The sequence below is a fragment of the Bradyrhizobium zhengyangense genome (genome assembly GCF_022012555.1).
Taxonomy (GTDB): domain Bacteria; phylum Pseudomonadota; class Alphaproteobacteria; order Rhizobiales; family Xanthobacteraceae; genus Bradyrhizobium; species Bradyrhizobium zhengyangense.
Map to the genome: position 1 here is coordinate 912,526 of NZ_JAKLTZ010000001.1, position 22,818 is coordinate 935,343.

At 63.5% G+C, this 22,818-nt stretch carries 20 protein-coding genes; 5 read left to right on the top strand and 15 right to left on the bottom strand.

Annotated elements, in window-relative coordinates; all coding sequences use genetic code 11:
* Window positions 1-46: 46 nt before the first annotated feature.
* Window positions 47-808: a hypothetical protein gene (locus tag L6639_RS04290; RefSeq protein ID WP_237859135.1), complete on the bottom strand. Its 762-nt coding sequence runs from the start codon at window positions 806-808 to the stop codon at window positions 47-49.
* 287 nt (window positions 809-1,095) lie between these two features.
* On the opposite strand from L6639_RS04290, the gene L6639_RS04295 reads away from it, so the two are divergent.
* Both L6639_RS04295 and L6639_RS04300 read left to right on the top strand, forming a co-directional pair.
* Window positions 1,096-2,139, top strand: a complete 1,044-nt coding sequence (locus L6639_RS04295) for an ABC transporter substrate-binding protein (protein WP_237859137.1) — start codon at window positions 1,096-1,098, stop codon at window positions 2,137-2,139.
* Window positions 2,136-4,838: a hybrid sensor histidine kinase/response regulator gene (locus L6639_RS04300; protein ID WP_237859138.1), complete on the top strand. Its 2,703-nt coding sequence runs from the start codon at window positions 2,136-2,138 to the stop codon at window positions 4,836-4,838. The genes L6639_RS04295 and L6639_RS04300 overlap by 4 nt, the downstream gene beginning before the upstream one ends.
* Window positions 4,839-5,478: 640 nt before the next feature.
* Here the strand turns inward: L6639_RS04300 and L6639_RS04305 are convergent.
* From L6639_RS04305 to L6639_RS04310, 3 genes are all read right to left on the bottom strand, one after another.
* Entirely contained in the window at window positions 5,479-5,937 is a 459-nt protein-coding gene (locus L6639_RS04305) for a hypothetical protein (RefSeq protein WP_237859139.1), read from the bottom strand.
* 189 nt (window positions 5,938-6,126) lie between these two features.
* Window positions 6,127-6,426: a CPCC family cysteine-rich protein gene (locus tag L6639_RS43440; RefSeq protein WP_377802687.1), complete on the bottom strand. Its 300-nt coding sequence runs from the start codon at window positions 6,424-6,426 to the stop codon at window positions 6,127-6,129.
* Window positions 6,427-6,442: 16 nt separating this feature from the next.
* A complete protein-coding gene (locus L6639_RS04310) occupies window positions 6,443-7,330 on the bottom strand; it encodes a LysR family transcriptional regulator (RefSeq protein WP_237859140.1) in 888 nt (295 codons plus the stop codon).
* Between the two features lie 130 nt (window positions 7,331-7,460).
* On the opposite strand from L6639_RS04310, the gene L6639_RS04315 reads away from it, so the two are divergent.
* Together L6639_RS04315 and L6639_RS04320 are read left to right on the top strand one after the other, a co-directional pair.
* Window positions 7,461-8,399 carry a ring-cleaving dioxygenase gene (locus L6639_RS04315; RefSeq protein WP_237859141.1) on the top strand — a complete coding sequence of 313 codons (939 nt, stop codon included), beginning with the start codon at window positions 7,461-7,463 and terminating at the stop codon, window positions 8,397-8,399.
* A complete protein-coding gene (locus tag L6639_RS04320; RefSeq protein WP_237859142.1) occupies window positions 8,396-9,016 on the top strand; it encodes an alpha/beta hydrolase in 621 nt (206 codons plus the stop codon). The genes L6639_RS04315 and L6639_RS04320 overlap by 4 nt, the downstream gene beginning before the upstream one ends.
* Window positions 9,017-9,162: 146 nt before the next feature.
* Here L6639_RS04320 and L6639_RS04325 read toward each other — a convergent pair whose 3' ends face one another.
* Entirely contained in the window at window positions 9,163-10,140 is a 978-nt protein-coding gene (locus L6639_RS04325) for an ABC transporter substrate-binding protein (RefSeq protein WP_237859144.1), read from the bottom strand.
* Between the two features lie 529 nt (window positions 10,141-10,669).
* Window positions 10,670-11,605, bottom strand: coding sequence for a LysR family transcriptional regulator (locus tag L6639_RS04330; protein WP_237859145.1), 936 nt, complete (start codon window positions 11,603-11,605; stop codon window positions 10,670-10,672).
* Between the two features lie 107 nt (window positions 11,606-11,712).
* Here L6639_RS04330 and L6639_RS04335 point away from each other — a divergent pair, with 107 nt between their 5' ends.
* Window positions 11,713-12,126: a hypothetical protein gene (locus tag L6639_RS04335; RefSeq protein ID WP_237859146.1), complete on the top strand. Its 414-nt coding sequence runs from the start codon at window positions 11,713-11,715 to the stop codon at window positions 12,124-12,126.
* A 62-nt stretch (window positions 12,127-12,188) separates the two neighbouring features.
* On the opposite strand, the gene L6639_RS04340 is transcribed toward L6639_RS04335, so the two are convergent.
* The 9 genes from L6639_RS04340 to L6639_RS04380 form a co-directional block, all read right to left on the bottom strand.
* Window positions 12,189-13,847 carry a methyl-accepting chemotaxis protein gene (locus tag L6639_RS04340; RefSeq protein WP_237859147.1) on the bottom strand — a complete coding sequence of 553 codons (1,659 nt, stop codon included), beginning with the start codon at window positions 13,845-13,847 and terminating at the stop codon, window positions 12,189-12,191.
* Window positions 13,848-13,930: 83 nt separating this feature from the next.
* Window positions 13,931-14,251 (bottom strand): plastocyanin/azurin family copper-binding protein, encoded by a 321-nt coding sequence (locus tag L6639_RS04345; RefSeq protein ID WP_237859148.1) that lies wholly within the window; start codon window positions 14,249-14,251, stop codon window positions 13,931-13,933.
* Between the two features lie 19 nt (window positions 14,252-14,270).
* Complete coding sequence (locus tag L6639_RS04350) at window positions 14,271-15,356, bottom strand: cytochrome-c peroxidase (protein WP_237859149.1); 1,086 nt, start codon at window positions 15,354-15,356, stop codon at window positions 14,271-14,273.
* 469 nt (window positions 15,357-15,825) lie between these two features.
* Window positions 15,826-17,319 carry an ABC transporter substrate-binding protein gene (locus tag L6639_RS04355; protein WP_237859150.1) on the bottom strand — a complete coding sequence of 498 codons (1,494 nt, stop codon included), beginning with the start codon at window positions 17,317-17,319 and terminating at the stop codon, window positions 15,826-15,828.
* Between the two features lie 58 nt (window positions 17,320-17,377).
* The gene (locus L6639_RS04360; protein ID WP_237859152.1) at window positions 17,378-18,382 is read right to left on the bottom strand and encodes an ABC transporter ATP-binding protein; all 1,005 of its coding nucleotides are present in this window, start codon (window positions 18,380-18,382) and stop codon (window positions 17,378-17,380) included.
* Complete coding sequence (locus tag L6639_RS04365; protein WP_237859154.1) at window positions 18,379-19,386, bottom strand: ABC transporter ATP-binding protein; 1,008 nt, start codon at window positions 19,384-19,386, stop codon at window positions 18,379-18,381. The genes L6639_RS04360 and L6639_RS04365 overlap by 4 nt, the downstream gene beginning before the upstream one ends.
* Window positions 19,387-19,388: 2 nt before the next feature.
* The gene (locus L6639_RS04370; RefSeq protein WP_237859155.1) at window positions 19,389-20,282 is read right to left on the bottom strand and encodes an ABC transporter permease; all 894 of its coding nucleotides are present in this window, start codon (window positions 20,280-20,282) and stop codon (window positions 19,389-19,391) included.
* Entirely contained in the window at window positions 20,279-21,229 is a 951-nt protein-coding gene (locus L6639_RS04375) for an ABC transporter permease (RefSeq protein WP_237859157.1), read from the bottom strand. Before L6639_RS04375 ends, L6639_RS04370 begins: the two co-directional genes overlap by 4 nt.
* Before the next feature lie 88 nt (window positions 21,230-21,317).
* Window positions 21,318-22,739, bottom strand: coding sequence for an amidase (locus L6639_RS04380; RefSeq protein WP_237859446.1), 1,422 nt, complete (start codon window positions 22,737-22,739; stop codon window positions 21,318-21,320).
* Window positions 22,740-22,818: the final 79 nt, after the last annotated feature.

Genomic DNA, 22,818 nt, shown 5'->3' on the forward strand with positions numbered 1-22,818 from the left:
GCGCCGATCCACAACCGGGTGGAGAACGACGTGAGAAAGTTCGGGATCAGAACTGGCCGGGCGGAAGCTTGAAGACATCAGGGCTCTTGGCGTCGGCAACGTAGAACAGCAGCAGGCTCGTCGGCGTGAGCACGCGCTGGTTGTTCTCCTTGTTCTCGAACGTGCCCTGGAGCAGCAGGATCACCGAGCGATCCTTGGAATCGCTGCCGCGGAACATCACGATGCCGCCGTTGACCGGCATGTTGACCGCGATGGAATCGGGCTTGAAGCCCTCGCTGAGGAAATGAGCGCGCAGGATGTTGGCGTTGGAGAACAGCTTCTCCGGCGTCATGGCCGCATCGGTCGACTTGGACCAGACCGCGCCGACCTGGATCAGCGACTTCGACTTGTAGCCGAACACGTAGGAGAGCTCGGCGGTGCCGCCGTTCTGCAACAGATCCGGAACGGACATCAGCACGCTGTGGGTCAGCTCGGACGGATTGTCCTGGGCCTTGATGGCGTCGGCCTTCGGGTTGAAGTCCTTGGTTATCGCCGCGCGCACGTCGGCCTCGTTCATGCCGAACTTGGCGGAGCGGAAACCGTCGATCGCCTTGGTCTTGTCGTCGGCGGTGGCGCCCTCGCTCGGGGCTGGCTGTACGGCGGCGCCAGGGGCGGCTGCGGCCGGCGGCGCACCTGCCGCGACCGCCTTCGGCGCGGCCGCGGCCTTTTGCTTGGCAGCCGCGCCTTGAGCCCCCTGGGCCATCAGCGGCCCGGCCGCAACAGTGGTGAAAAGGCCAACCAGGGCCGGCACGAGATAGATTTTGCGCATCGTAGACCTTCGAAAACAAACCTGAAACAACGGCTCAAAAATCGGCAGTTCGCTCAATCGGTTTTCCCGAAACACCGCCTCGTCAGGAAGGGAGATGTTGCAATGCCAGAAGGCCTTGCAAAGCATCACGGACCGGACTTCGATCGAGCCAGCGATTTGCGTAGCAATACGGTATCGGGCTGCCCGTGGCTGCGAATGAACATTCACACGCGCATTTTTTCATCAATTGTGGTTGTTGTCCTTTCGCGTTATGCACATCGCCAGGGACAACTTTTGCGAAACATTTCATGACTGTGCGGCCTGCTCCTGCCTGTGTCGTGGCGGCGGTCGCCCGCCGCGATTTCATCCGGCTTGCGGGCGCAACTGCCGCAGGTTTTTTTGCGCTCGGCGCAACGCCGGATCGCATGCGAATCGTCGCCTCGATCACGGTCCTGCCGCTCGACGACGAGCTGACCAAACGCAACATGAGCGAGAGCTCGACCTCACGCCTCGGTGCGTTGATCGCAGGCTTGCGACAGCGCGGCTGGGTCGAAGGGGTCAATTATCGTTTCGAGGTCCGTTCGAGCTTCGGCGGCCCGGACAAGATGAGAACCGCAGTGCAGGAGCTCGTCGACCTCAAGCCGGACGTTATCCTGACCGGCTCGACCGTCGAGACCGCGGCCGTCATGGCGGCCACCACCACGATCCCGATCGTGTTCGCGACCTCCAACGATCCCGTCGGCAATGGCTTCGTTCAAAGCCTCGCCCACCCCGGCGGCAATGTCACGGGCTTCACCAGCGGCGCCCCCGAGATGGGCGGCAAATGGCTTCAGCTGATCAAGGAGGCGGTGCCTGACATCCAGCGCATCGGCGTCCTGTTCAATCCGGCGAGCACGCCGCGCGCCGGGCGCTATTATCTCGATTCGCTCGAGCAGGAGGCGGCGACATCGGACGTCAAGGTGGATCTTGCGCCCATCGGCACGGCAGCGGAAATCGACGGCGCGATCGCGCGCTTCGCCGAGCCTCCGAAGGCAGCCATGATCTCGCTCGTTGACAGCTTCCTGGTGGTCAATCGGCAAGCCATCGTCGCGACGACGGCGAAGTATCGCGTGCCCATGATCTATCCGTTCCACTACTTCATGGATGCCGGCGGGTTGATGAGCTACGGGCCGACGCTGGAGGTGCGCTCGGCCGACTACGTCGACCTCATCCTGCGCGGCACCAAGGCCGGCGACCTGCCGGTGCAGTCGCCGCGCAAATACGAGCTGTTGATCAACCGCACCGTCGCGAGCGCGCTCGGATTGACGATCCCGTATACGCTGCTGGCGCGCGCCGACGAGATTCGCGAGTGAATGAACAGGTCGACCAGGGACAATTGCGGACGCCTCCCGGACGGCTGTTCCGCAAATATCTCTACTCGATCGTCGCGCTTGCCTTCGCTGCGCTCGCGATCAACACCGGCTTCGACGTCTGGTTCTCCTATCGCGAGCAGAAGCTGCTCCTCGCAGCAACCCAGCGCGAGCAGGCGGCAAGCGCCGCAATCCAGATCGGCCAGTTCATCGGCCAGATCGAAAACCAGATCAGATGGCTCGCCCGTCTGCCTCCGGAGCTCTCGACCAACGAGGATGAGCGCCTGAACGCCATCCGCCTGCTGCGTCTGTCGCCCGCGATCGCGGAACTGACCGAGCTCGACGCACAGGGCCGCGAGCAGGTGCACGTGTCGCGCCGTGTCGCCGACAGGGTCGGCAGCAAGATCGACCGCTCCTCCCTTGCCGCTTTCCGGGGCGCCAATGAAAGCCGAGCCTATTACGGACCGGTCTACTTCTTTGCCGACACCGAGCCTTTCATGACGATCGCCCTGCGCGGGACCGGCCGTGAGCCCAACGTGGTGATCGCCGAGGTCAATCTGCGTTTCATCTGGGACCTCGTCGCCGGGATCAGGGTCGGCAATACCGGCAAGGCCTATGTGGTCGACCGCCTCGGCGTGCTGATCGCGCATCCCGATCTGTGGCCGGCGCTGCGCCGCAGCGATCTCTCCGGCCAACCTGACGTGCGCGCCGCTCTCGACGGCGTCGGGCCGCCCTCGGGCGGCCTGATCAAGGAAGATCTGTCCGGTCAGCGCGTGCTTTCGACCTATGCGACGGTCCCCTCGCTCGGCTGGCTTGTGTTCGTCGAGCTTCCGCTCAGCGAAGCCTATGCGCCGATCTACGCCTCGATCGGACGCTCGACGTTCCTGCTCATCGTCCTGCTCGCTGTCGCGGCCCTGGTATCGCTCTGGCTCAGCCGGCGCATGACCGTGCCGATCCAGATGCTGACCCAGGGTGCACGGCGAATCGGCAGCGGCGATCTCGAACAGCGGCTCGCCATCAAGACCGGCGACGAGCTCGAGGCGCTGGGCAACCAGTTCAACCGGATGGCGGCGCATTTGCGCGAGTCCTATGCAACGCTCGAGCGCAAGGTGATCGAACGCACCTCCGAGCTCGAAAAGGCGCGCGATCACGCGCTTGCCGAGCACGATGCGGCCGAGCGCGCGCGCAGCGTCGCGGTTGCGGCCAACGAAACCAAATCGCGCTTCCTCGCCGTGGTCAGCCACGAGCTGCGCACGCCGCTCAACGGGGTCATGGGCGTGCTGCAGCTGCTCGACGACGGCAGGCTCAGTGAAGTCCAGCGCCGCCACCTCGCGACCGCCGCCGCCTCGGGCGAAACACTGATCGCACTGGTGGATGCCATTCTCGAATATGCCCGCCTCGAGGCCAGCGCCGAAACACTGGAGACGCGCGACTTCCGCCTCGACCAGCTGATCGAGACGGCGGCCGATCTGATGCGTCCGCAGGCGTTCGGCAAGGGCCTCTCCTTCGATCTTTCCTGCGATCCGTCAGTCAGCACGTCAGTCCACGGCGACCCCGTCAGGCTCAACCGCATCCTGCTCAATTTGATCGGCAACGCCATCAAGTTCACCCCGAGCGGCAGGATATCCATGCGTGCAACGATCGAGCGCCGTGACGACCAAGCGCTGCTGCGCGCCGTCGTTCGCGACACCGGCATCGGCATTGCGCCCGACATGCACGAACGGATATTCGAGGACTTCGTGCAAGCCGACGACAGCATCGCGCGGCGGTTCGGCGGCACCGGCCTTGGCCTTGCGATCGCGCGCCGGCTGACGCGGCTGATGCGCGGCGACTTGACGGTGGAGAGCATGCCGGGCAACGGCAGCGTGTTTACGCTTGTCGTGCCGCTTGGCGCCGCGGGAAGCAGCATTGTGCAGGGCGCGTTGCCGCCGCCCTCGCGACCGCTGCGCGTGCTGCTGGTCGACGACGACCCCGTCAATTGCGAGGTCGGCGAAGCGATTTTGATCAGGCTCGGCCACCGCGCCGCAATCGCAAGGAATGGCGCGGCCGCCGTCGCGCTCGCCGGAAGCCAGCCGTTCGACGTCGTCCTGATGGACCTGCACATGCCCGACATGGACGGCGTGGAGGCGGCCACGCGCATTCGGCAGCTTCCCTTGCGGCCCATGCCACGGATCATCGTCGTGACCGCCGACGCCTCGCCCAGCACCCGCGAGCGGCTCGCAAGCGCTGATATCAACAAGGTCGTCAGCAAGCCGATCCTGATCAATGCGCTCCGCGAGGCGATCGAGGACGAGCCCGAACACGGCGCGACCGACGCGCCGCTCGTATCAGGGGCGTTGATCGATCGGCACTTTCTCGACGACCAGAAGGAACTGCTCGGCACCAGCCAGATCACGAAGCTGCATCATCTGCTGAGAGAGACCAGCGAAAAGCTGATTGCCGACATCAAAGCGGCCGCCGCGGCCGCCGATCCCAGGCAGCTCGCGCGATCCGCGCACCAGCTCGGCAGCGCCGCGAGCGCGCTCGGCCTTGTCAGCCTGTTCGAGCGCTGCCGCGAGATCGAAGAGGCAGCGCCGTCGATGTCCGCGCGCGACTGCCAGAGCGCCGCGCGCGAACTCGCGGCGCTGCGCGAGGTCTCGATGTGCGCGCTGGACAATATGCTCGCGCCAGCAGAGCAGCGTTCGGCCAGCCGGAACTCGTAGGATGGGTTGAGCTCTTGCGAAACCCATCGCACTTGTTTCGTGATGACGTCGCGCCCTGACAATCTGGCGGAGCGCTATCAGTGGGATGATGGCCGCGGTTGCGGCGATCGCAAGAGATGGGTTCGCAAGGGCTCAACCCATCCTGTGAGCTCCTGTTGGACTCAACAACCGAGGAAGAACCATCATGCATCTTGTTAGGGCAACGACGTGGATCGTTCTCATCCTGACGTCCGCGTCAGTTTCGACGGCTGCGAACGCCGAGACTGACAAGAGGGCAGTCAAACCCGCAGGCGAGGCATGCCGCTCGGCTTGCGAGAAAGATCTGAGAGCCAAGGGGCTCTGGGAAAAGCTGCCTTACGGGACCTGCAGGAAGCGTTGCGGAATGCCGCTCTGAGCGGCCTGTTCTGCAATCAACGGCGACCGGGGGGAGTCCAGAGGTGTGATATGTCTCTCAGTGCGCGAGTTCATCGACGGGAAGAAGTAGAAGCCTGTAGGATGGGTTGAGCTCTTGCGAAACCCATCGAACATTTTTCGTGATGACGTCGCGCCATGAGAATCTGGCGGAGCGCTATCAGTCAGATGATGGCCTGCGGCGATCGTGAAGAGATCGGTTTCGCAAGAACTCAACCCATCCTACGAGCTACGCGGTCGCAAGCGCTTTGGCCGATGCACTGGCGTGATCTCGTTGCTCGATGAACCTGCGAGCGCGAGGGACCGGATCGTGTAGATACTGATCTGGTCCTCGCATCTTTCGCTTGTTCAATTCAGCTGTCGAGAGAAGGTCGAAATCGACTCTCTCGATTGCACAGAACCAGCCGCCATGTTGGCTCGTCCAGACCCGCCTGTGATGTTCCAGGAGCCGGTCGCGGATGGAATAGCCGTGACAATCGAATACGATGACGCCGTTGGTCATGTAGACATGAAATCCCAGGAAACCTTCCGCCGGGATAATTCGCTCGGCGTAAAAACCGGGAAGCGGAGGTTGATCCAGGAAAACGCCAGCAAGGATATGACAGGCGCCGTATCCAAAGAAGATGCGGTCCGGCAGCGACCACTGCCGATGCGGATCCCCCTTTATGCCCTGCTTGAGGATATACATCGCGGCCGCTCAACCCTGATTCGTGCTGAGGCAGCGTAGCAGCTCGCAGGATGGGGTTGAGCTCTTGCGAAACCCATCGCACATTTTTCGTGATAGCGTCGCGCTATGACAATCTCGCGCAGCGCGATCAGTCAGGTGATGGCCTGCGGCGATCGCGAAGAGATGGGTTTCGCAAGGGCTCAACCCATCCTACCAGCTAGCGCTCTTCTTCTGTGGGAGGTCGAACAGACGCGCGATGTCCGCATCTGAAGCACCGCATTGCTTAAAGTTTTGTCGCGCTCTGATAAGCGATAACGAACCGTTGGGACCACCTCGGACATTGCCTGCATCGTGATCGTCCTGCCCATCGTCCTCCCAGAAGCACACAGGGCAAATCTCAAAGCCGCCCCGCTCGTGCAATGTCCGGAATTGACAGCACGGACACCTGTACGCGGCAGTCGCAGAGTAGGGTTCAATTGTGTTGCGGAATGTCATCCCTGACGACTGCATGTCGATGCGAGACCTGTCAACGCGGTCCAAACCGTTCCACCAGAAAATCGATGAACAGCCGCACCTTCACCGACAGATGCCGCGTCGGCGGATACACCGCGTAGAGCGCGAGCGGCGGCGCGGAATAGTTGTCCAGCACCGTCCGCAGTTCGCCCTTCCGCAAAGCCTCCGCCGCGATGAACTCCGGCAGCAGCGCGAGCCCCCTGCCCTTGATCGCGGCGTCGCGCAACACCTCGGCGTTGTTGACGCAGAGCCACCAGGCCGGCTGGATCCAGTGGTCGCCGTCGGCGCCTGAGAGCTTCCACTGATTGCCTGTCAGCAGGAAGCCGTAGGTGAGCGAGGCATGCGTCCGTAGATCCTGCGGATGCTTTGGCGTGCCGTGGCGCGCGAGATACTCAGGCGAGGCGCAGATCATGCGCGGCACCGGCATGATCTTCCGCGCGATCAGGCTCGACGATTCCAGGTCCGCGATCCGCAGCGTCACGTCAAAGCCGTCCTGCACGGGATCGAGCAGATCGTCGCTGAGCACGATCTGGAGCTGCAGCTCGGGATATTGCGCCATGAAGTCCGCGAGCACGGGCCCGAGCCGCATCGTGCCGAACGACATCGGCGCGTTGACGCGCAGCAGTCCCCGCGGCGCCGATTGGGCCTGCGTCACCGCCTGATCAGCCGCCTCGATCTCCGCGAGGATGACGACCGCGCGCTGGAAATAGCGCTGGCCGTTCTCGGTTGGGCTGGCGTGTCGCGTGGTCCGGTTCAAAAGCTGGACGCCGAGGCTCTCCTCGAGGTCGGCGATGTATTTGCTGATCGCCGAACGCGACAGCCGCAGCTGCCGCCCGGCTTCGGCAAAGCTGCCGCTTTCGACCACCTTCACGAAGGCCCGGAGGCTGGCGACCTTATCCAAGGACCGCCCTCGGCGATTGTTTCCAAATCGTAGACATAGCCGTCATATTTGCATGGATTGTCTCCAATCCAAAGCGGAACAATATTTCCACCCAGAGCAAGACCGCTCCCCGAATTTTTGGAGGACGACAATGTCTGGACTGCACCATGTCACCGCAATTGCCGGCGACCCCATCCGCAATTTCGGCTTCTACACCAGGGATCTCGGCCTGCGCTTCGTCAAGAAGACGGTCAACTTCGACGATCCCGGCACCTATCACTTCTATTATGGCGACGAGACCGGCCGCCCCGGTACCATCCTGACCTTCTTCCCCTGGGCCGGCGTGTCGCAAGGGCGCCGCGGCGTCGGCGAGACCCATCAGACCGCGTTTCGCGTGCCGCAGCGCTCGCTCGGCTATTGGACCCAGCGCTTCATCGAGAAGGGCATCGCCTACGAGGCGCTCGAAAAGCGCTTCGGCGAGTCCGTGCTGCCGTTCACCGATCCTGACGGCATGGCGCTGGCCCTGGTCGGAATTCCCGGCGCCGAAAACGAGCCGGGCTGGAGCAATGGCGACGTGCCTTCAGAGCATGCGATCCGCGGCTTCCACGGTGTGACCTTGCTGCTCGACAGCGCGGCGAAGACGGCTTCCGTCCTCACCGACGTGTTCGGCTTCAAGGAGACGGGCCGCGAAGGCTCCGTGATCCGCTTCAAGGCGCCGGGCGATGCCCAAGGCAGCGTCGTCGACATCTATGAAGCCAAGGGCTTCTTGCGCGGCCATCAGGGCGGCGGCTCGGTGCACCACATCGCCTTCCGCGCGGCTGATGATGCCGAGCAGGGCAAGATGGCGCAAAAGCTTGTCAGCAATCACGGCCTGCATCCGACCGAGCAGCGCGATCGCAACTACTTCCGCTCGATCTATTTCCGCGAGCCCGGCGGCGTGCTGTTCGAGATCGCAACCGACATCCCCGGCTTCGCCGTGGACGAACCCGTCGCGACGCTCGGACGCGACCTGAAGCTGCCGAGCTTCCTCGAACAGCACCGCAAGCAGATCGAGGGCGTGCTGCCGAGCCTGGAAGCGACCGCATCATGACCGAGTTCATCCATCGCTTCGAGCCCGCGACCAGCGCGGGCTCCCCGCCTCTGTTGCTGCTGCACGGCACCGGCGGCGACGAGAACGACCTACTCGGGCTCGGCAAGATGATCTCGCCAGGCTCCGCCCTGCTCTCGCCGCGTGGCCGCGTGCTCGAGCACGGCATGCCGCGCTTCTTCCGCCGTCTCGCAGAAGGCGTGTTCGACGAGGACGACGTGCGCCGCCGGGCGCTCGAGCTCGGCGACTTCGTCACCGACGCGCGCAAGCAATACGGCATCGCCGCGCCCATCGCGGTCGGCTTCTCCAACGGCGCCAACATCGCAGCCGCGCTGTTGCTGCTGAAGCCTGACGTGCTGGCAGGTGCAGTGCTGCTGCGCGCGATGGTGCCGCTGTCGGATCCGCCCAAGGCCGAGCTCGGCGGCAAGCCGGTTCTGTTGCTGTCCGGCCAGGCCGATCCGATCGTGCCGGCCAGCAATTCGGCCAGGCTTGCGGCGCTGTTGTCGGAAGCAGGCGCGCGTGTCGATCACAAGGTCCTGCCGGCAGGCCACCAGCTGTCGCAGGCCGACGTCACGCTCGCCCGCAACTGGATCGGCAGCGTCGAGGCGAAGGCGGCATGACGCGAGAGGCGGCGCATCGTCTTCGGACGATGCGCCGCTTCGCATCTCCAGAGCTGCGCATCACGAGGCCCATGTTCCTACGAGAGCCGACGTCGAAGGTGCACGGGCGCATGCCTGCTAAGGGCCGCGAGTGGAAATCATTGTGCTCACTCAATAACCTTGTCTGCCCGAGCCAAAACGGTATCCGAAAAGGTCAGACCGAGCGAAGCGGCAGTCTTGAGATTTAGAATAAGTTCGAAAGTTACCGGCTGTTCGACGGGAAGTTCGGCCGGATCCGCTCCTTTGAAAATCCGATCGCAATATTGGGCCGCCTTGCGATAAATCCCCTCTATGCTGGGGTGGTAGCTTGCTAGCCCCCCTAATGGCATGTAGGGGCTGGATTGGTAGATGGCTGCAATTTTTGACCTCGCGGCCAAAGTTACAATCGCAGGCCTCGTTACATCCCCGAGCACTAACAAGGCGTCGCAGTCCTCTTTTTTCATAGTCCGAAACGCTTGCTCAAGATCATCCGGCGTGGGTGCCAAAACTGGTATCGGTGTGAGGCCCAAGCTTTTTGCGGCAGCTTCCGCCATCCCGTAATGCCATGGATGAGAGGGATTGTTGGACATGAGAACGGCAACCCGCTTTGCAGATGGCAGAATGTCGTGAAGAAGCTCCACGGCCTTCCCAACAGCATCGCCAGCCATGGCGGCCATACCAGTAATGTTCCCTCCTGGATGAGCCAGGCTCTTGATGAAGCCCGAGCCAATCGGATCGACAGATGGAGCCATGATGATGGGGATCGTTGACGTCGCCTTCTGAGCAGCCGCTATGGCCGGAGTTGTGATCGCCACGATGACGTCCGGTCGAAGACCAATCAGTTCGGTCAAAAACGACGGCAACCGTTCAAGCCTTCCCTCGGCACTTCGGTCATCGATGACGAGATTGTTGCCTTCAACGTAACCTAAGCGCTTCATCTCTCCGCGAAAAACGTCAAATATCGCGTGGTCAGCAGGATTTGCGAGAGAGCCAGGATATAGATAGGCAATTCGCCATACCTTGGAATTTGATTGTTGCGGTTTCGCAAGCGAAGGCCACGCAAGCAAGCTGCCGCCGATAATCCGCATGAAGTTGCGCCGCAGCATCCGTCTGCTCTCAAAATCAGCCGATTGGAAATGGGCAAAGCGACACGATTTTGAGCAGAAGGCGAGAATATCTGCAATGTTCGCTGGCACACGTCAGCATGCCTAGGGAAAGCCACGTGTCCGGTCACCCCAGCCGAGCAGACATCCGAGTTTACCTGCTCTGTGTCCGGTACCTGCTCATCGACTAGCTCGAATAAATGTAGCGCGTAGGAGGGGTTGAGCCCTTGCGAAACCCATCAGACTTTCGTCGTCTCAATCGGATGGCATCGACGAGGCTCCGGCCGTCAGGCATGGGTTTCGCAAGAACTCAACCCATCTTCAATCCGACGTCCCGCACCATATCGAAGAACGCGCTTGGACTGATCGCCCGTCATCCCTCGGGTAGCGAGTGAGATCGAAGTGAGCGTGAGACGAAGACGACGCCCAATTGCGCACGCGCTTCTCAGAGTGTGCTTGACCGGAATGGCACGCGATCATGATGGAAACAAGAACGATGAGTTTCGCAAGGGCTCAACCCATCCTACGCGCTTCACACCGCCTTGTCGCCGAGCGCGGCGGGAAGCGTGGCAAGGAACGACATGACGCGCTGTGTGCGCAAGGGTGGGCGGCCGCCGGAGGTGCGCAGCATCCATAGCGGTTCGCCAGACGCGCGCCAGAGCGCAAGCACTTCGACGAGCCGGCCGGCGCGAAGGTCTTCGTTGACGAGCCACGCTGGCCCCCAGCCGACCCCAAACCCGTTCACGATCAAAGCGAGCGAAGCGTGCGCGTCGTCGCAAATGTGCTTGGGCTTGGGCGTGACGCGAATGGGTCCCTTGCCGTGCGGGTCGGTGAAACGCCAGGTCAGGATCTGACCGCTCGCGGGATTCCGAAAGCCGACGTGGTCGTGCGCAGAAAGCTCGTATGGACTCGTCGGCTCGCCACGCGCCTTCAGATAGGCAGGCGAGGCGCAAGCGATCCAGGAGAACGTGCAAAGCCGCCGCGCCTTGAGGCCGGGTGCGCGGTCGAGGGGCCCTGAGCGGATTGCGACGTCGACGCCTTCCGCCGCGAGATCGAGAATCTCGTTGCGGAATTTGACTTCGATCTCGATTTCCGGCCGTTCCCGCAGGAACGCGGGGAGTCGCGGCAGGATGCAAGCGCGCGCGAACGAGGCAGGGGCAGTCACGCGCACCCGTCCGCCGTCGTCGCGCGCAACTTCGCCAAGCGCGGATTGGACACGGGCGAGACTTTCGAGCAATGCGCGTCCCGCCGCCATCAGCCGGTCGCCCTCTTCGGTCAGCGCCAACGAATGGGTGGAGCGATGCAAAAGCCGCAACCCGCGAGCCTTTTCGAAGCGGGCGACCGCCTTGGACATCGCAGAGGTGGTCGTCCCCGCCCGCCGCGCGGCCTCAGCGAAGGAGCCCGCCTCGACGACACGGACAAAGGCGAGGAGACGCGAGACGTCGGGAGGCAATGTCGTTGTGGACATACAGTCCACATAATCATGGCTGCGTGGTCACTACAAGAGCCATTCCCGAACGGCTAGACAGGCAGCGCTAGCGCGCATTCTGCGACGCTGGAAAAGCGGGAAGTCCCATGAACCTCGTCGAAATCACCCTGCAAGCTCTTGACGAAGCGGAGCGCGCGATTCCACCCGGCCAGCCGGTTTATATGCTCAATCTGCTGTGTTTCCGCGCGTATGCGCGTTACGAGGACGGGTTCGACGCCGCGCCCTGCTCGGGCCGCGAAGCCTTTCATGAACGCTATAGGCCGGCATTCCGGCGTCTCGCCGCCGGTAAGCCGCTCGTGCGGATATTTTCCGGACCAGTCCTAACGGGCCTCGTTGGCTCGCCGAGCGAGCGCTGGGACGAAGCGGCGATCAATGAATACGGCGATTTCGCCACCTTCCGCTCGATCGTCGACACCGAGACTTATCGGCGCGAAGTCGCCCCGCATCGGCACGCAGCTCTCGAAGATTTCCGGCTGTTCGCGCTCGCCAAAGCGATGTGAACGCATTGAGGCGACGGCATTTGCATTCGCCTCACCACGGCCGGACTCCTTTGGAGGGAGGCCTACGCCGCCACGTTCGACAGGAAGCGATCCACCGACGAACGCAACTGCGTCGCCTGGCTGGAGAGGTCGTGCGCCGTGGCAAGAACAATGTCGGCCGTGCGGTTGGCGTTGTCAGTCGCCTCCGCCGTCCCGGCGATGCTGCGCGCGACCTGCGCGGTGCCGGAGGCCGCCTGCCCGATATTCCTGGAGATCTCGCCGGCCGCCGCATTCTGCTGGTTGACCGCGGCCGCGATCCGACCGGTGAAGCCATCGATATCGCCGATGATCAACGCAATGGCGCCGACATTGTCGACCGCCTCGCGCGTCGCCGACTGCACCTCGGTGATCTGGTTCGAAATCTCCTCGGTCGCCTTTGCCGTTTGCGTCGCCAGCGCCTTCACTTCGGAGGCAACGACCGCAAAACCCCTGCCCGCTTCACCGGCCCGCGCCGCTTCGATCGTGGCGTTGAGCGCGAGCAGATTGGTCTGGCCGGCGATGGTCCTGATGAAGCCGACAACTTCGTCGATCTGCTGGGCGGCACTGGCGAGCCTGCCGATTGTCTGGTTGGCCGCCTCCGCCATGCCGGATGCACGCTGCACGATGGTGGTCGCATCCGCCAATTGCGACGTGATCGCCTGGACGGATTGGCCGAGCTGACTTGCGGCTGTCGCCACGGTCTGGACGTTGGCCGAAGTCTCTTTCGCCGTCGAAGCCGCTTCGTTCGATTGCGTGCCGGCATTGCGTGCGACGGAGGCGAGGCCCTGTGCCGTATCCGTCAACTCGCCGGTCATGCGCGCGGTGTTGCTCATGACCTCGCTGAAGGCGGACCGGAAGGCATCGATCTCGGCTTCGAGACGCCGCCGGTGAACGGCCTGCTCTGCACTGCTCTGGTCCTTGGCGGCGATCAGGGCGTGATCGTCATCGGCGCGGGTCTTCAGGCTCGCCTGCATGACGGCAAGCGACTTCAGCAGACGGCCGAGCTCGTCGCGGCGACGCACCGCAATGTCATCGGTGAAATTGCCCGCGGCTACGCGCTCGGCAACACGCACAGCCGCGGAGATCGGCCGGCTCATCGAGTACGAGAACGCAAGCGCGATCAACAACCCGATCGCAACGGTTCCGACGGCGACCGACAGCATCGTGGTGCGGGCCGCCTCCACGTCTCTCTCTGCCGCCATGCGATATTCATAGCCGTACGCCGCCACGAGCTCGACGAGATCGTCGATCGACGCCATCAGCCGGTCGCCCTGCTGCGCAAGCAAGAAGCTGGTCGGGATCTCCGTCGCGCCGCCGGGCGACGGCTTCAGGATCTTGAGCGCGGCGGTCGACCAATCCTTGAGCTCTTTTTCGGCCTTCTCGCGCGCGGCGGCAACGTTCGGCGTTGCGGCGCGCTCACGCACTACTTTCAAGTCCTCGACACTGTCGCGGATCAGCCCCTCGAACTTCGCGACGGTTTCGCTGGCGCTGCCGGCGACAAGGGCACGCTGGAGCACCAGCCGCGCGTCGTGCAGCGCCGCGTGAGCGGAGCGCGCGTGATTGATTCCCATCAATGGGCCGTCATAGAGACGGACCACCATGTCGCCGGAATTGCCGATGGCGCGGATACCGTAGAAGGCGATGCCGCAAGCCAGCAGAAGCACGACGCTGAAGGCACCGAAAATCTTGTAGCGTATCGACATCATCAATCTCCGGCGCTTCGGTAGAGCGTTCTCGAGCGAAATGGATACCGGTTCGCGTGAAGAAAACGCGTCAAACGACAACCCTAATCCGTCACCTTGACCATCATCTTCATGCGCGGATGAATGGCGCAGATCACCTGCACATCGCCCGGCTCCTTGAAGGACACGTCCGTCGAGGTGCCCGGTGCCTGCGATCCCAGATTGAACTCGTTGCCCTTGCTGGCCGACATGATGTTGTGCGGCACCGTGTCGTCGTTCAGGAAGGTGACGGCCTCGCCCTTCTTGACCGTGATGCTCTCGGCGGAGAAGGCGCGGCCTTGCTGATGGATGATTTCGGTCGCGGCATAGGCGCCGACCGAAAAGCCGGCAACGATGACACAGGTGAAGAGAGCGATTGTGCGCATGTGAGAAAACTTTCGAGGGTTAGCGTGGAAGAACCGGCACGGCCGTCGGCCCGAGCTCACTGGTCAAAGTCTTGAGGAATGCGACAAGGTCAGCCTTGTCCTGCGCGGACAGGTCGAGCGGACGCATGAGGTCCGATCGGCTGGGCCGGTCGACACCGGCATGGTCATAGTGATCGATGACCGCTTCCAGCGTGGGGAGCGAACCGTCATGCATGTAAGGGCTGCGGCGAGTGATCTCGCGCAAACCCGGCGTCTTGAAAGCGTGCTGCATCTTGATGACCCCGGGCAGATATTCGCCGCGGCCGACGTCGGTGCTTGGCAGGCCGATGTCCTGAAAACCCTCGTTGGTGAAGTTCCAGCCCTCGTGGCAGGCCGCGCATTGCGCCTTGCCGTTGAACACGGCGAAGCCGCGCTTGGCCTCTTCGGAAATCGCCTTCTCGTTGCCTTCGATCCAGGCGTCGAACGGTGCCCGTTCCGAGACGACCGTACGCTCATAGGTCGCGATCGCCTGCGCCAGCGTCCTCGGCTTCATGCCTTCGCCCGGGAAGGCTGCGTCGAACATCGGCTTATATTCGGGAATGCTTGCGAGCCGCGTCATGAGCTGGTCGAGCTTCATGTTCATTTCGCCGGGTGACTGGATCGGGCCCAGCGCCTGGTCTTCCAGCGTCGGCAGACGGCCATCCCACATGTAGATCGCGCTCCAGGCCGCGTTGACAATGGTCGGCGAACGGCGACCGAGCTTTGCCATGCCGTGACCGACACCGACCGCAAGCCCGTCGCCCCAGCCGAAACCCGGGCTATGGCAGCTCGCGCACGACTGCGCCGATGTCACCGAGAGGCGCGTGTCGAAATAGAGCTTCTTGCCGAGAGCAGCCTTCTCGGGCGTGAAAGCATTATCCTTGGGGAACGGGATCGTCGCCGGCCTGCGATACAGCGCCTTGAGCGCATCGACACCACCAGGTGCCTTCTGCGTGATCTCGACCTTTCGGCTTTCGCCGACCACAGCGGCGCCAAAACCGATCGTCGCGAAACCGAGAACGCCGAGTGCGGCAGATGCGACAGTCGCAGCGAGCAGCCGCGACCGATGGGAGCCCTGCGTCGGCATGCGAATGTTCCCCAGGAAGGGTGTCATTTGCGACACCGAAAAAAAATTGAAGTAACGCGCGATGAGTTATCGTGATGAAAATACCGGCAATTCGTTAAACAGATCGTACCGGCCACTTTGTTCCACTATCGTTTTTCGGCATTTCAGCAATCAGAAAGTGCGGGAAGAATCAGCAGCCAACGAAGAGTTGCGCGAGCAGCCGTGGAACCGCTCGCGCACCGGCTCGCCACTAACAAATGTTAGTGGGGTCGCGCAGTTCGGAATTTCCTATTGTGGCATTATGCCGGTGTTTCGCCCGACGGAGCAAGCAATTTCGTCAAGTCCGAAATTTTACCAACCCTTTCAAACCCGTCTCTACGGTGCATGGGGTTGTTTTCGAACGATGGTTTGGCGGGCCAAACGAAAGGCCTCTTCCCGCGGGGGAAGAGGCCTTTGCAAGAAGCGACAGCTTCGACTGCCGACGCGGTCGCTACTCCCAGGACCAGGCTGAGAAATCGTTCTCGAACTGCGGAACTTCCTTCCAGACGCCCTTCAGCTTCTTGTTGATGACCGTCGGCCATTGCGGCTGGAACAGGAAGCCGGCCACCGCATCGGTCGCCAGCATCTTCTGGGCATCGCCGAGCAGCTTGGCGCGGCCGGCCTCGTCAGGCGTCGACACGATTTGCTTGTAGAGCGCGTTGAACGCCTCGTTGTTGTAGCCGAGATAGAAGTCGGGTTCGGTCAGCTTGACGAGATCGAACGGCTCGACATGCGAGACGATGGTGAGGTCGTAATTGTGCGGACCGTTCGGCGCGAACGCCTGCGACAGCCACTGCGCCCACTCGACGTTCTCGATCTTGGCGTTGATCCCGACCTTGGCGAGCTGGGCTGCCAGGATCTCGCCGCCCTGCCGCGCGTAAGGCGGCGGCGGCAGCTTCAGGCTGAGCTCGAGCGGCGTGGTGATGCCGGCCTCCGTCAGCAGCTTCTTCGCCTTCTCGGGGTCATAGGGGTTGATCGCGGTGGTGTCGACATAGCCGAGCGAGCCCGGTGTGTAGAAGCTGCCGATCGGCGTGCCGAAACCTTCGACTGCGCCGTCGATCATCGCCTTGCGATCGATGGCGGCGAGGATCGCGCGGCGCACGCGGACGTCGTCGAGCGGCTTCTTCTTCTCGTTGATGGCGACGATGGTCTTGGCCTTGGAGCCGCCGATCAGCACGGTGAAGCGCGGATCGCTCTTGAATTGCGCAACGCCGCGGGTGGTGACGCGCGGGAACGCATCGACGTCACCGGACAGCAGCGCAGCGATCTGCGCGGCGGGATCGCCGATAAAGCGGATCGTCACCTTGGACAGCTTGATCGCCGAGGCGTTGCGATAATCGGCCCATTTGTTCAGCGTGAGCGAGGAGCCCTTGACCCAGGCGCCCAACTGATACGGCCCGGTGCCGATAGGCTGCGTCACGTTGGTGGCCGCGCTCTTCGGCTCGACGATGGAGGCGCTCGCCTGCCCCATCAGGAACGGCAGGTTCGGCTCGGGATATTTCAGCGTGAGCGCGACGGTGTTGGCGTCAGGCGCGTCGATCTTCTCGATCGCCTGGAACAGGCTCTTGTCCTTGTTGGTGCTGTTCGCGGCCGCGTTGCGCTCGAACGAGAACTTCACCGCGGCGGAATCGAAGGCCTCGCCGTTCTGGAATTTGACGCCCTTGCGCAGCTTGAACGTATAGGTCTTCAGGTCGGGCGATGCGGTCCAGCTCTCGGCGAGCAGCGGCGAGACCGAGCCGTCCTCGTTGATCTTGGTCAGGGTCTCGTAGATGTTGTAGAGCGTGACCTCGGCGATCGCGGCGGCGGCCGCGTTGGTGGGATCGAGCCCCGGCGGCTCCAGCGTCATGCCCATAACGACGCTGTCCTTCTTGCTCTGCGCCAGCACCGGCAGCGGCGCCGCAGCCAACGCTGCGGCAAATGCGACGATCGATAGCTTCTTCAACATGCCCAACTCCCCGGCCTTCTTCTGTGCTTTTGAGACTACGCCAATTCCGTAGCCGACACTAACCTTCCATGGCCGCCTGCGGCAATGCCATCACGGCCTCCGCCTTGTGGCAGGCGGCGAGATGTCCCTCGCCCACCCTGCGTAGCAAGGGCGGAACCTCGCGGCAATGCTGGTCCGCGAGCGGACAGCGCGCCACATAGGGGCATCCGGTCGCAGCCGCCGATTGCGAGGCGATCGCCTGGACGCCGCGCCGCCGCCGGCCGCCACCGGGTCGTGCCCGCGGCACGGCATCCAGCAGCGCCCGCGTATAGGGATGGGCGCAGCGCTCGAACAGATCCTCCGGCCGCCCCTGCTCGACGACCCGGCCGAGATACATCACCGCGACCTCGTCGCAGAGATAATCGACCACGGCGAGGTCGTGGCTGATCAGGATGTAGCTGAGGCCGAACTGCTCCTGCAGGTCCTGCATCAGGTTGAGGACCTGTGCCTGCACGGAGACGTCGAGTGCGGAGACCGGCTCGTCGGCGACAATCAGCTTGGGTTGCGTGATCAGCGCCCGCGCAATGGCGATGCGCTGGCGCTGGCCGCCGGAGAATTCGTGCGGATATTTGTCCATGTCCGCATCGCGCAAACCTACCTGCTTCAACACCGCGGCAACGCGGGCGCGGAACGTCGTGCGGTCGGCATCGTCGAGCACCGTAAGCGGCTCGGCGACGATGCGCGCAATGGTCTGCCGCGGGTCGAGCGATCCGTAAGGGTCCTGGAACACCATCTGGAAATCGCGCCGGGCACGGCGCAACTCGTCAGGAGAGATGCGGTTGAGATCGCGACCGAGCAGCGTGACCTCGCCCGCAGTCGGCCGCTCGAGCGCCATCACCACCCGCGCGAAGGTCGACTTGCCCGAGCCGGATTCGCCGACAATGCCGAGGCTCCTGCCGGCCTGGACCTGCACGCTGACGCCGTTGAGCGCACGCACTTGGCCGGGCGGACGGAACAGGCTTTCACGCGGCAGCGTGTAGCGCTGCTCGAGATCCTTGACATCAAGAAGCGGTGCGGCGGTCATGCGGAGAGCGCCCCGACATTCGCAGCCATGGAGACATCAGTCCTGGTGCAGCGCACGACGTGACCGGCCCCGACCTTAATCATCGGCGGCATCGCGGCGCGACACTGATCGATTGCCAGTGGACAGCGATCAGCGAAGGCGCAGCCGACAGGCAGATCGGCGAGCTCCGGCACCGTGCCCGAGATCGTCGTCAGCCTTGTCCCCTTGCGCGCGCCGAGCTTTGGGCGGGCGCGGAACAGGCCCTGCGTGTAGGGATGGCCCATGCGGCGGAACACCTCGTCGGTCGGCCCGCTCTCGACGACCGTGCCGCCATACATCACCATCATGCGCTGCACGTTCTCGGCGATGACGCCGAGATCGTGCGAGATCAGGATCATCGACATGCCCCGCTCCTCGACGAGGTCGGCGATGAGGTCGAGGATCTGGCCCTGGATGGTGACGTCGAGCGCGGTGGTTGGCTCGTCCGCGATCAACAGATCGGGCTCGCACGCGAGCGCCATCGCGATGGTGACACGCTGGCGCTGGCCGCCGGAGAACTGGTGCGGATAGGCATCGATGCGTTTTGCGGGATCGGGCAGCCCGACGCGGTCGAGCAACGCGATCACTTCCTTGCGCGCCTGCGCGGCGGAATATCTCTTGTGCCGCCGCAAAGGTTCTGCAACCTGATGGCCGATCGTGTGCATCGGGTTGAGCGCCGTCATCGGCTCCTGGAAAATCATGCTGATGCGATTGCCGCGCAGCTTGCAATAGTCCGCATCCGGCAGCCGCGCGAGCTCGTTACCATCAAGCTTGACGCTGCCGGTGACAACTGCACTCTCAGGCAGCAATCCCATCAGCGACAGCGCCGTCACCGATTTGCCGCAGCCGGATTCGCCGACAAGCCCGAGCGTCTCGCCGCGTTTCAGCGCAAAGCTGACACCGCGCACGGCCTGTGCCGGGCCGCGGCTGGTGTTGAGGCGGACGCCGAGATTGTCGACCTCGATCAGGCTTGCGGGATCAGCCATCGTCACCGCTCCCGCGCCAGTCGGGGATCGAGCAGATCGCGCAATCCATCGCCGAGCAGATTGAGGCCGAGCACCGCGATTGCGATCGCCGCGCCCGGATAGACCGCCAGCATCGGCGACTGGAACAGCATGGTCTGCGCATCGTTCAGCATACGGCCCCAGGACGGCTGCGGCGGCTGCGTGCCGAGGCCGAGATAGGACAAAGCGGCTTCAGCAAGGATCGCGAGCGCGAACTGGATGGTCGCCTGCACGATCAGGATCGAGAGAATATTCGGCAACACATGCTCGATGGTGATGCGGAACGCCCCCTTCCCTGAGGCGCGCGCGGCCAGCACGAATTCGCGCGCCCAGATCGCATTCGCCGAGCCGCGCGTCAGCCGGGTCAAGGTCGGGATCTGGAAGATGCCGATCGCGATGATCGAGGTCACCATGCCCGGCCCTGCGACGGCGGCGAGCATGATCGCCGAAAGCACTGCCGGAAAGGCAAAGGTGAAGTCGGAGAAGCGCATGATGATCTCTTCGGTCCATCCACGCTTGGCCGAGGCGATCAGGCCGAGACAGACGCCGAAGGAAAGACCGATACTGACCGCGATGATGCCGACCAGGATGGTCGAGCGGGCGCCTGCGAGCAGCAGCGAGACGATATCGCGGCCGAAGGAATCGGTGCCGAGCCAGTGCGCCGACGACGGCGGCCGGAGCTTCGAGGCGATGTCGATCTCGTACGGCGACCACGGCGTCCACACCAGCGAGAGCAGCGCCGATACGACTACCAGGAGGCTGAGCGCTCCGCCCAGCACGAAGCTGCGATGGCGCAGCGCACGACCCCAGAAGCCCCTCGCCGCCAAGGGGCGCGTTGCGACCGGCGCATCAATGGATGTGGTCAGGGGCGAGCTCACAGGTCGTGCACCTTGATGCGGGGATCGATAAAGGCATAGAGCACGTCAACCACGAAATTGACGATGACCACCATGGCCGCCAGCAGCATAACGCAATTGCGCACCACGATGAGGTCGCGGTTGGCGATCGACTGGAAGATCAGCCGGCCGAGGCCCGGCAGGTAGAACACGTTCTCGATCACAATGGTGCCGGCCAGCAGGTTGGCGAATTGCAAGCCCATCACCGTCATCACGGGGATCATGGCATTGCGCAGCACGTGGCTCCACAGCACCTCGCGCTTGCCGAGTCCCTTCGCACGTGCCGTTCGGACGAAATCTTCGCGCAACACTTCGAGCACGGCTGAGCGGGTGACGCGGGCAAGGATTGCGGCCTGCACCACGGCCAGCGAGATCGACGGCAGCAGCAGCGATTTGACGCCAAGCCAGATGCCGTCGTCCCAGCCGGCAAAGCCGCCTGCGGAGAGCCATTGCAGCCGCACAGCGAACAGCAGCACCAGAAGGATCGCGAACCAGAAATTCGGCAGCGCGATGCCGATCTGGGTCAACGACATCACACCGACATCGCCGAGCTTGTTGTGATTGGCGGCGGTGTAGATGCCGGCCGAGAGCGCCAGCACCACCGTGATCAGCATCGACATGATCGCGAGCGGAATGGTCAGCACCAGCCGCTCAGCGATCAGGCTGGCGACCGGTGTGCCGTAGACATAGGAATTGCCGAGATCGCCGACGACGAGCCCTTTGATCCATTGCAGGTAGCGGACCGCCAGCGGCTGGTCGAGCCCGAGCTTGACAGTGAGCGCGCGGACCGCGTCGGCCGACGCATCTGCGCCCATCAGCATCTGCGCGGCATTGCCCGGCAGCGCATCCAGCACCAGGAAAATGATCACGGATGCGCCGACCAGCGTCGCCAGCAGCGTCAGGACACGTCGGAGGACAAATACGCTCATGCGCGGTGGTCGGGCTCAGGGCTCATCAGCGGCACGATCAACATGTCCGGACGCCGGACGCAAGTCCTTTGCTGGCCGGCGCATGCCGTCATTTCGGCCGGCGGGCGAGAAGATCGTGCGAGGCCTCGAACAGCGCGCTCGCCCGCAGCAATTCCGCATCGTCCCGGAAGCGGCCGACGAGCTGAAGCCCGATCGGCAGCCCGTCGCGGCCGAAGCCGCAGGGCAGACTGATCGCTGGGTGGCCGGTCATGTTGAACGGCATGGTCCAGGGGAACCAGTGCGGCCGGACGCTGTCAAATTGCACCCCATCGATCTCGATTTTGCCGAACAGGTCCTGGTCGATCGGCAGCGCGGTGCGGGTGATCGTCGGCATCGCCAGCAGATGCCCGCGCGCAAGCAGGGATTGCACCCGGCGGAACAGCGCCGTGCGCGCGAACATCGCCTCCTGATAGGCGACGCCGCTGACATTGGTGGCAAGTGCGACCTGCTTGACGAAGGCCTCGCTGAGCACTTCGCCATGCTCGGCCACGAGCTTGGCGAAACGCGTGCGCCAGACCGTGTGGTTGATGGCACGCCAGATCGGCTCGATATCAAAGCCCGCGCCGGAGAATTCCTCAAGTTCAGCCCCGAGGCCAGCGAGTCGGTCGAGGCTAGCCTTGAAGGCGGCGGCGACATCGATGGATACTGGACGTCCGGGCGGCGAAGCGCTGAACAGGATCTTCTGTCCGCGCAAATCGCCGCGCGGGGCAGCGGAGCCGATGAAATCTGGCACGGGCATGCCGATCGACCAGGGATCGCAAGCATCCTCACCGGCCATCGCCTGCATCATCAGGGCGGTGTCGGCGACCGTGCGCGTGGTCGGCGTGACATAGGTCTGGTTACCGAACACGTCCAGCGCCTGGCTGTGCGCGATCACGCCGTTGCTCTGCTTCAGGCCGACCACGCCGTTGCAGGCGGCGGGAATCCGCGTCGAGCCGCCGCCATCGGTCGCGATCGCTAAGGGCGCGATGCCACTCGCGACCGCCACAGCCGCGCCGCCGCTAGATCCGCCGGACGAGCGCTCCGCGCTCCAGGCGTTGCGGGTGCGGCCGAACAGGGGGGAATCGGTCAGGCACTTGCTGCCGAACTCTGGCGTCGTCGTCTTGCCGACCAAGATCGCGCCTTCGCTGCGCAGCTTTGCCACCGCGACGGCATCCTCGGCGGGCACATTGTCTTTGTAAGGAACAGCGCCGAAGGTGGTCTTCACGCCCTTGGTGTTGACGATGTCCTTGACAGTAACAGGGATACCATGAAGCAGGCCAAGCGGCTCGCCTGACATGACCTTGCGCTCGGCCTGGCGGGCTGCTTCCATCGCTTCGTCGCCGCATAGCGTGATGAAGCAGTTCAACTTGGGCTGGAGCGCCTCGGCGCGCGCAAGCACGGCGCGGGCGACCTCGACGGGGGAAATCTGCTTATTCGCAATCAGCGGACGCAATTCGCTTGCGGACAGCAGGCAGGGATCGCCGTTCATCGTCACATCATGCTCCGAAGCGGACCGCCGTTGGCCCAATGCATTGACATTGAGAATGACAGTTTTGTTAACTCGAGGT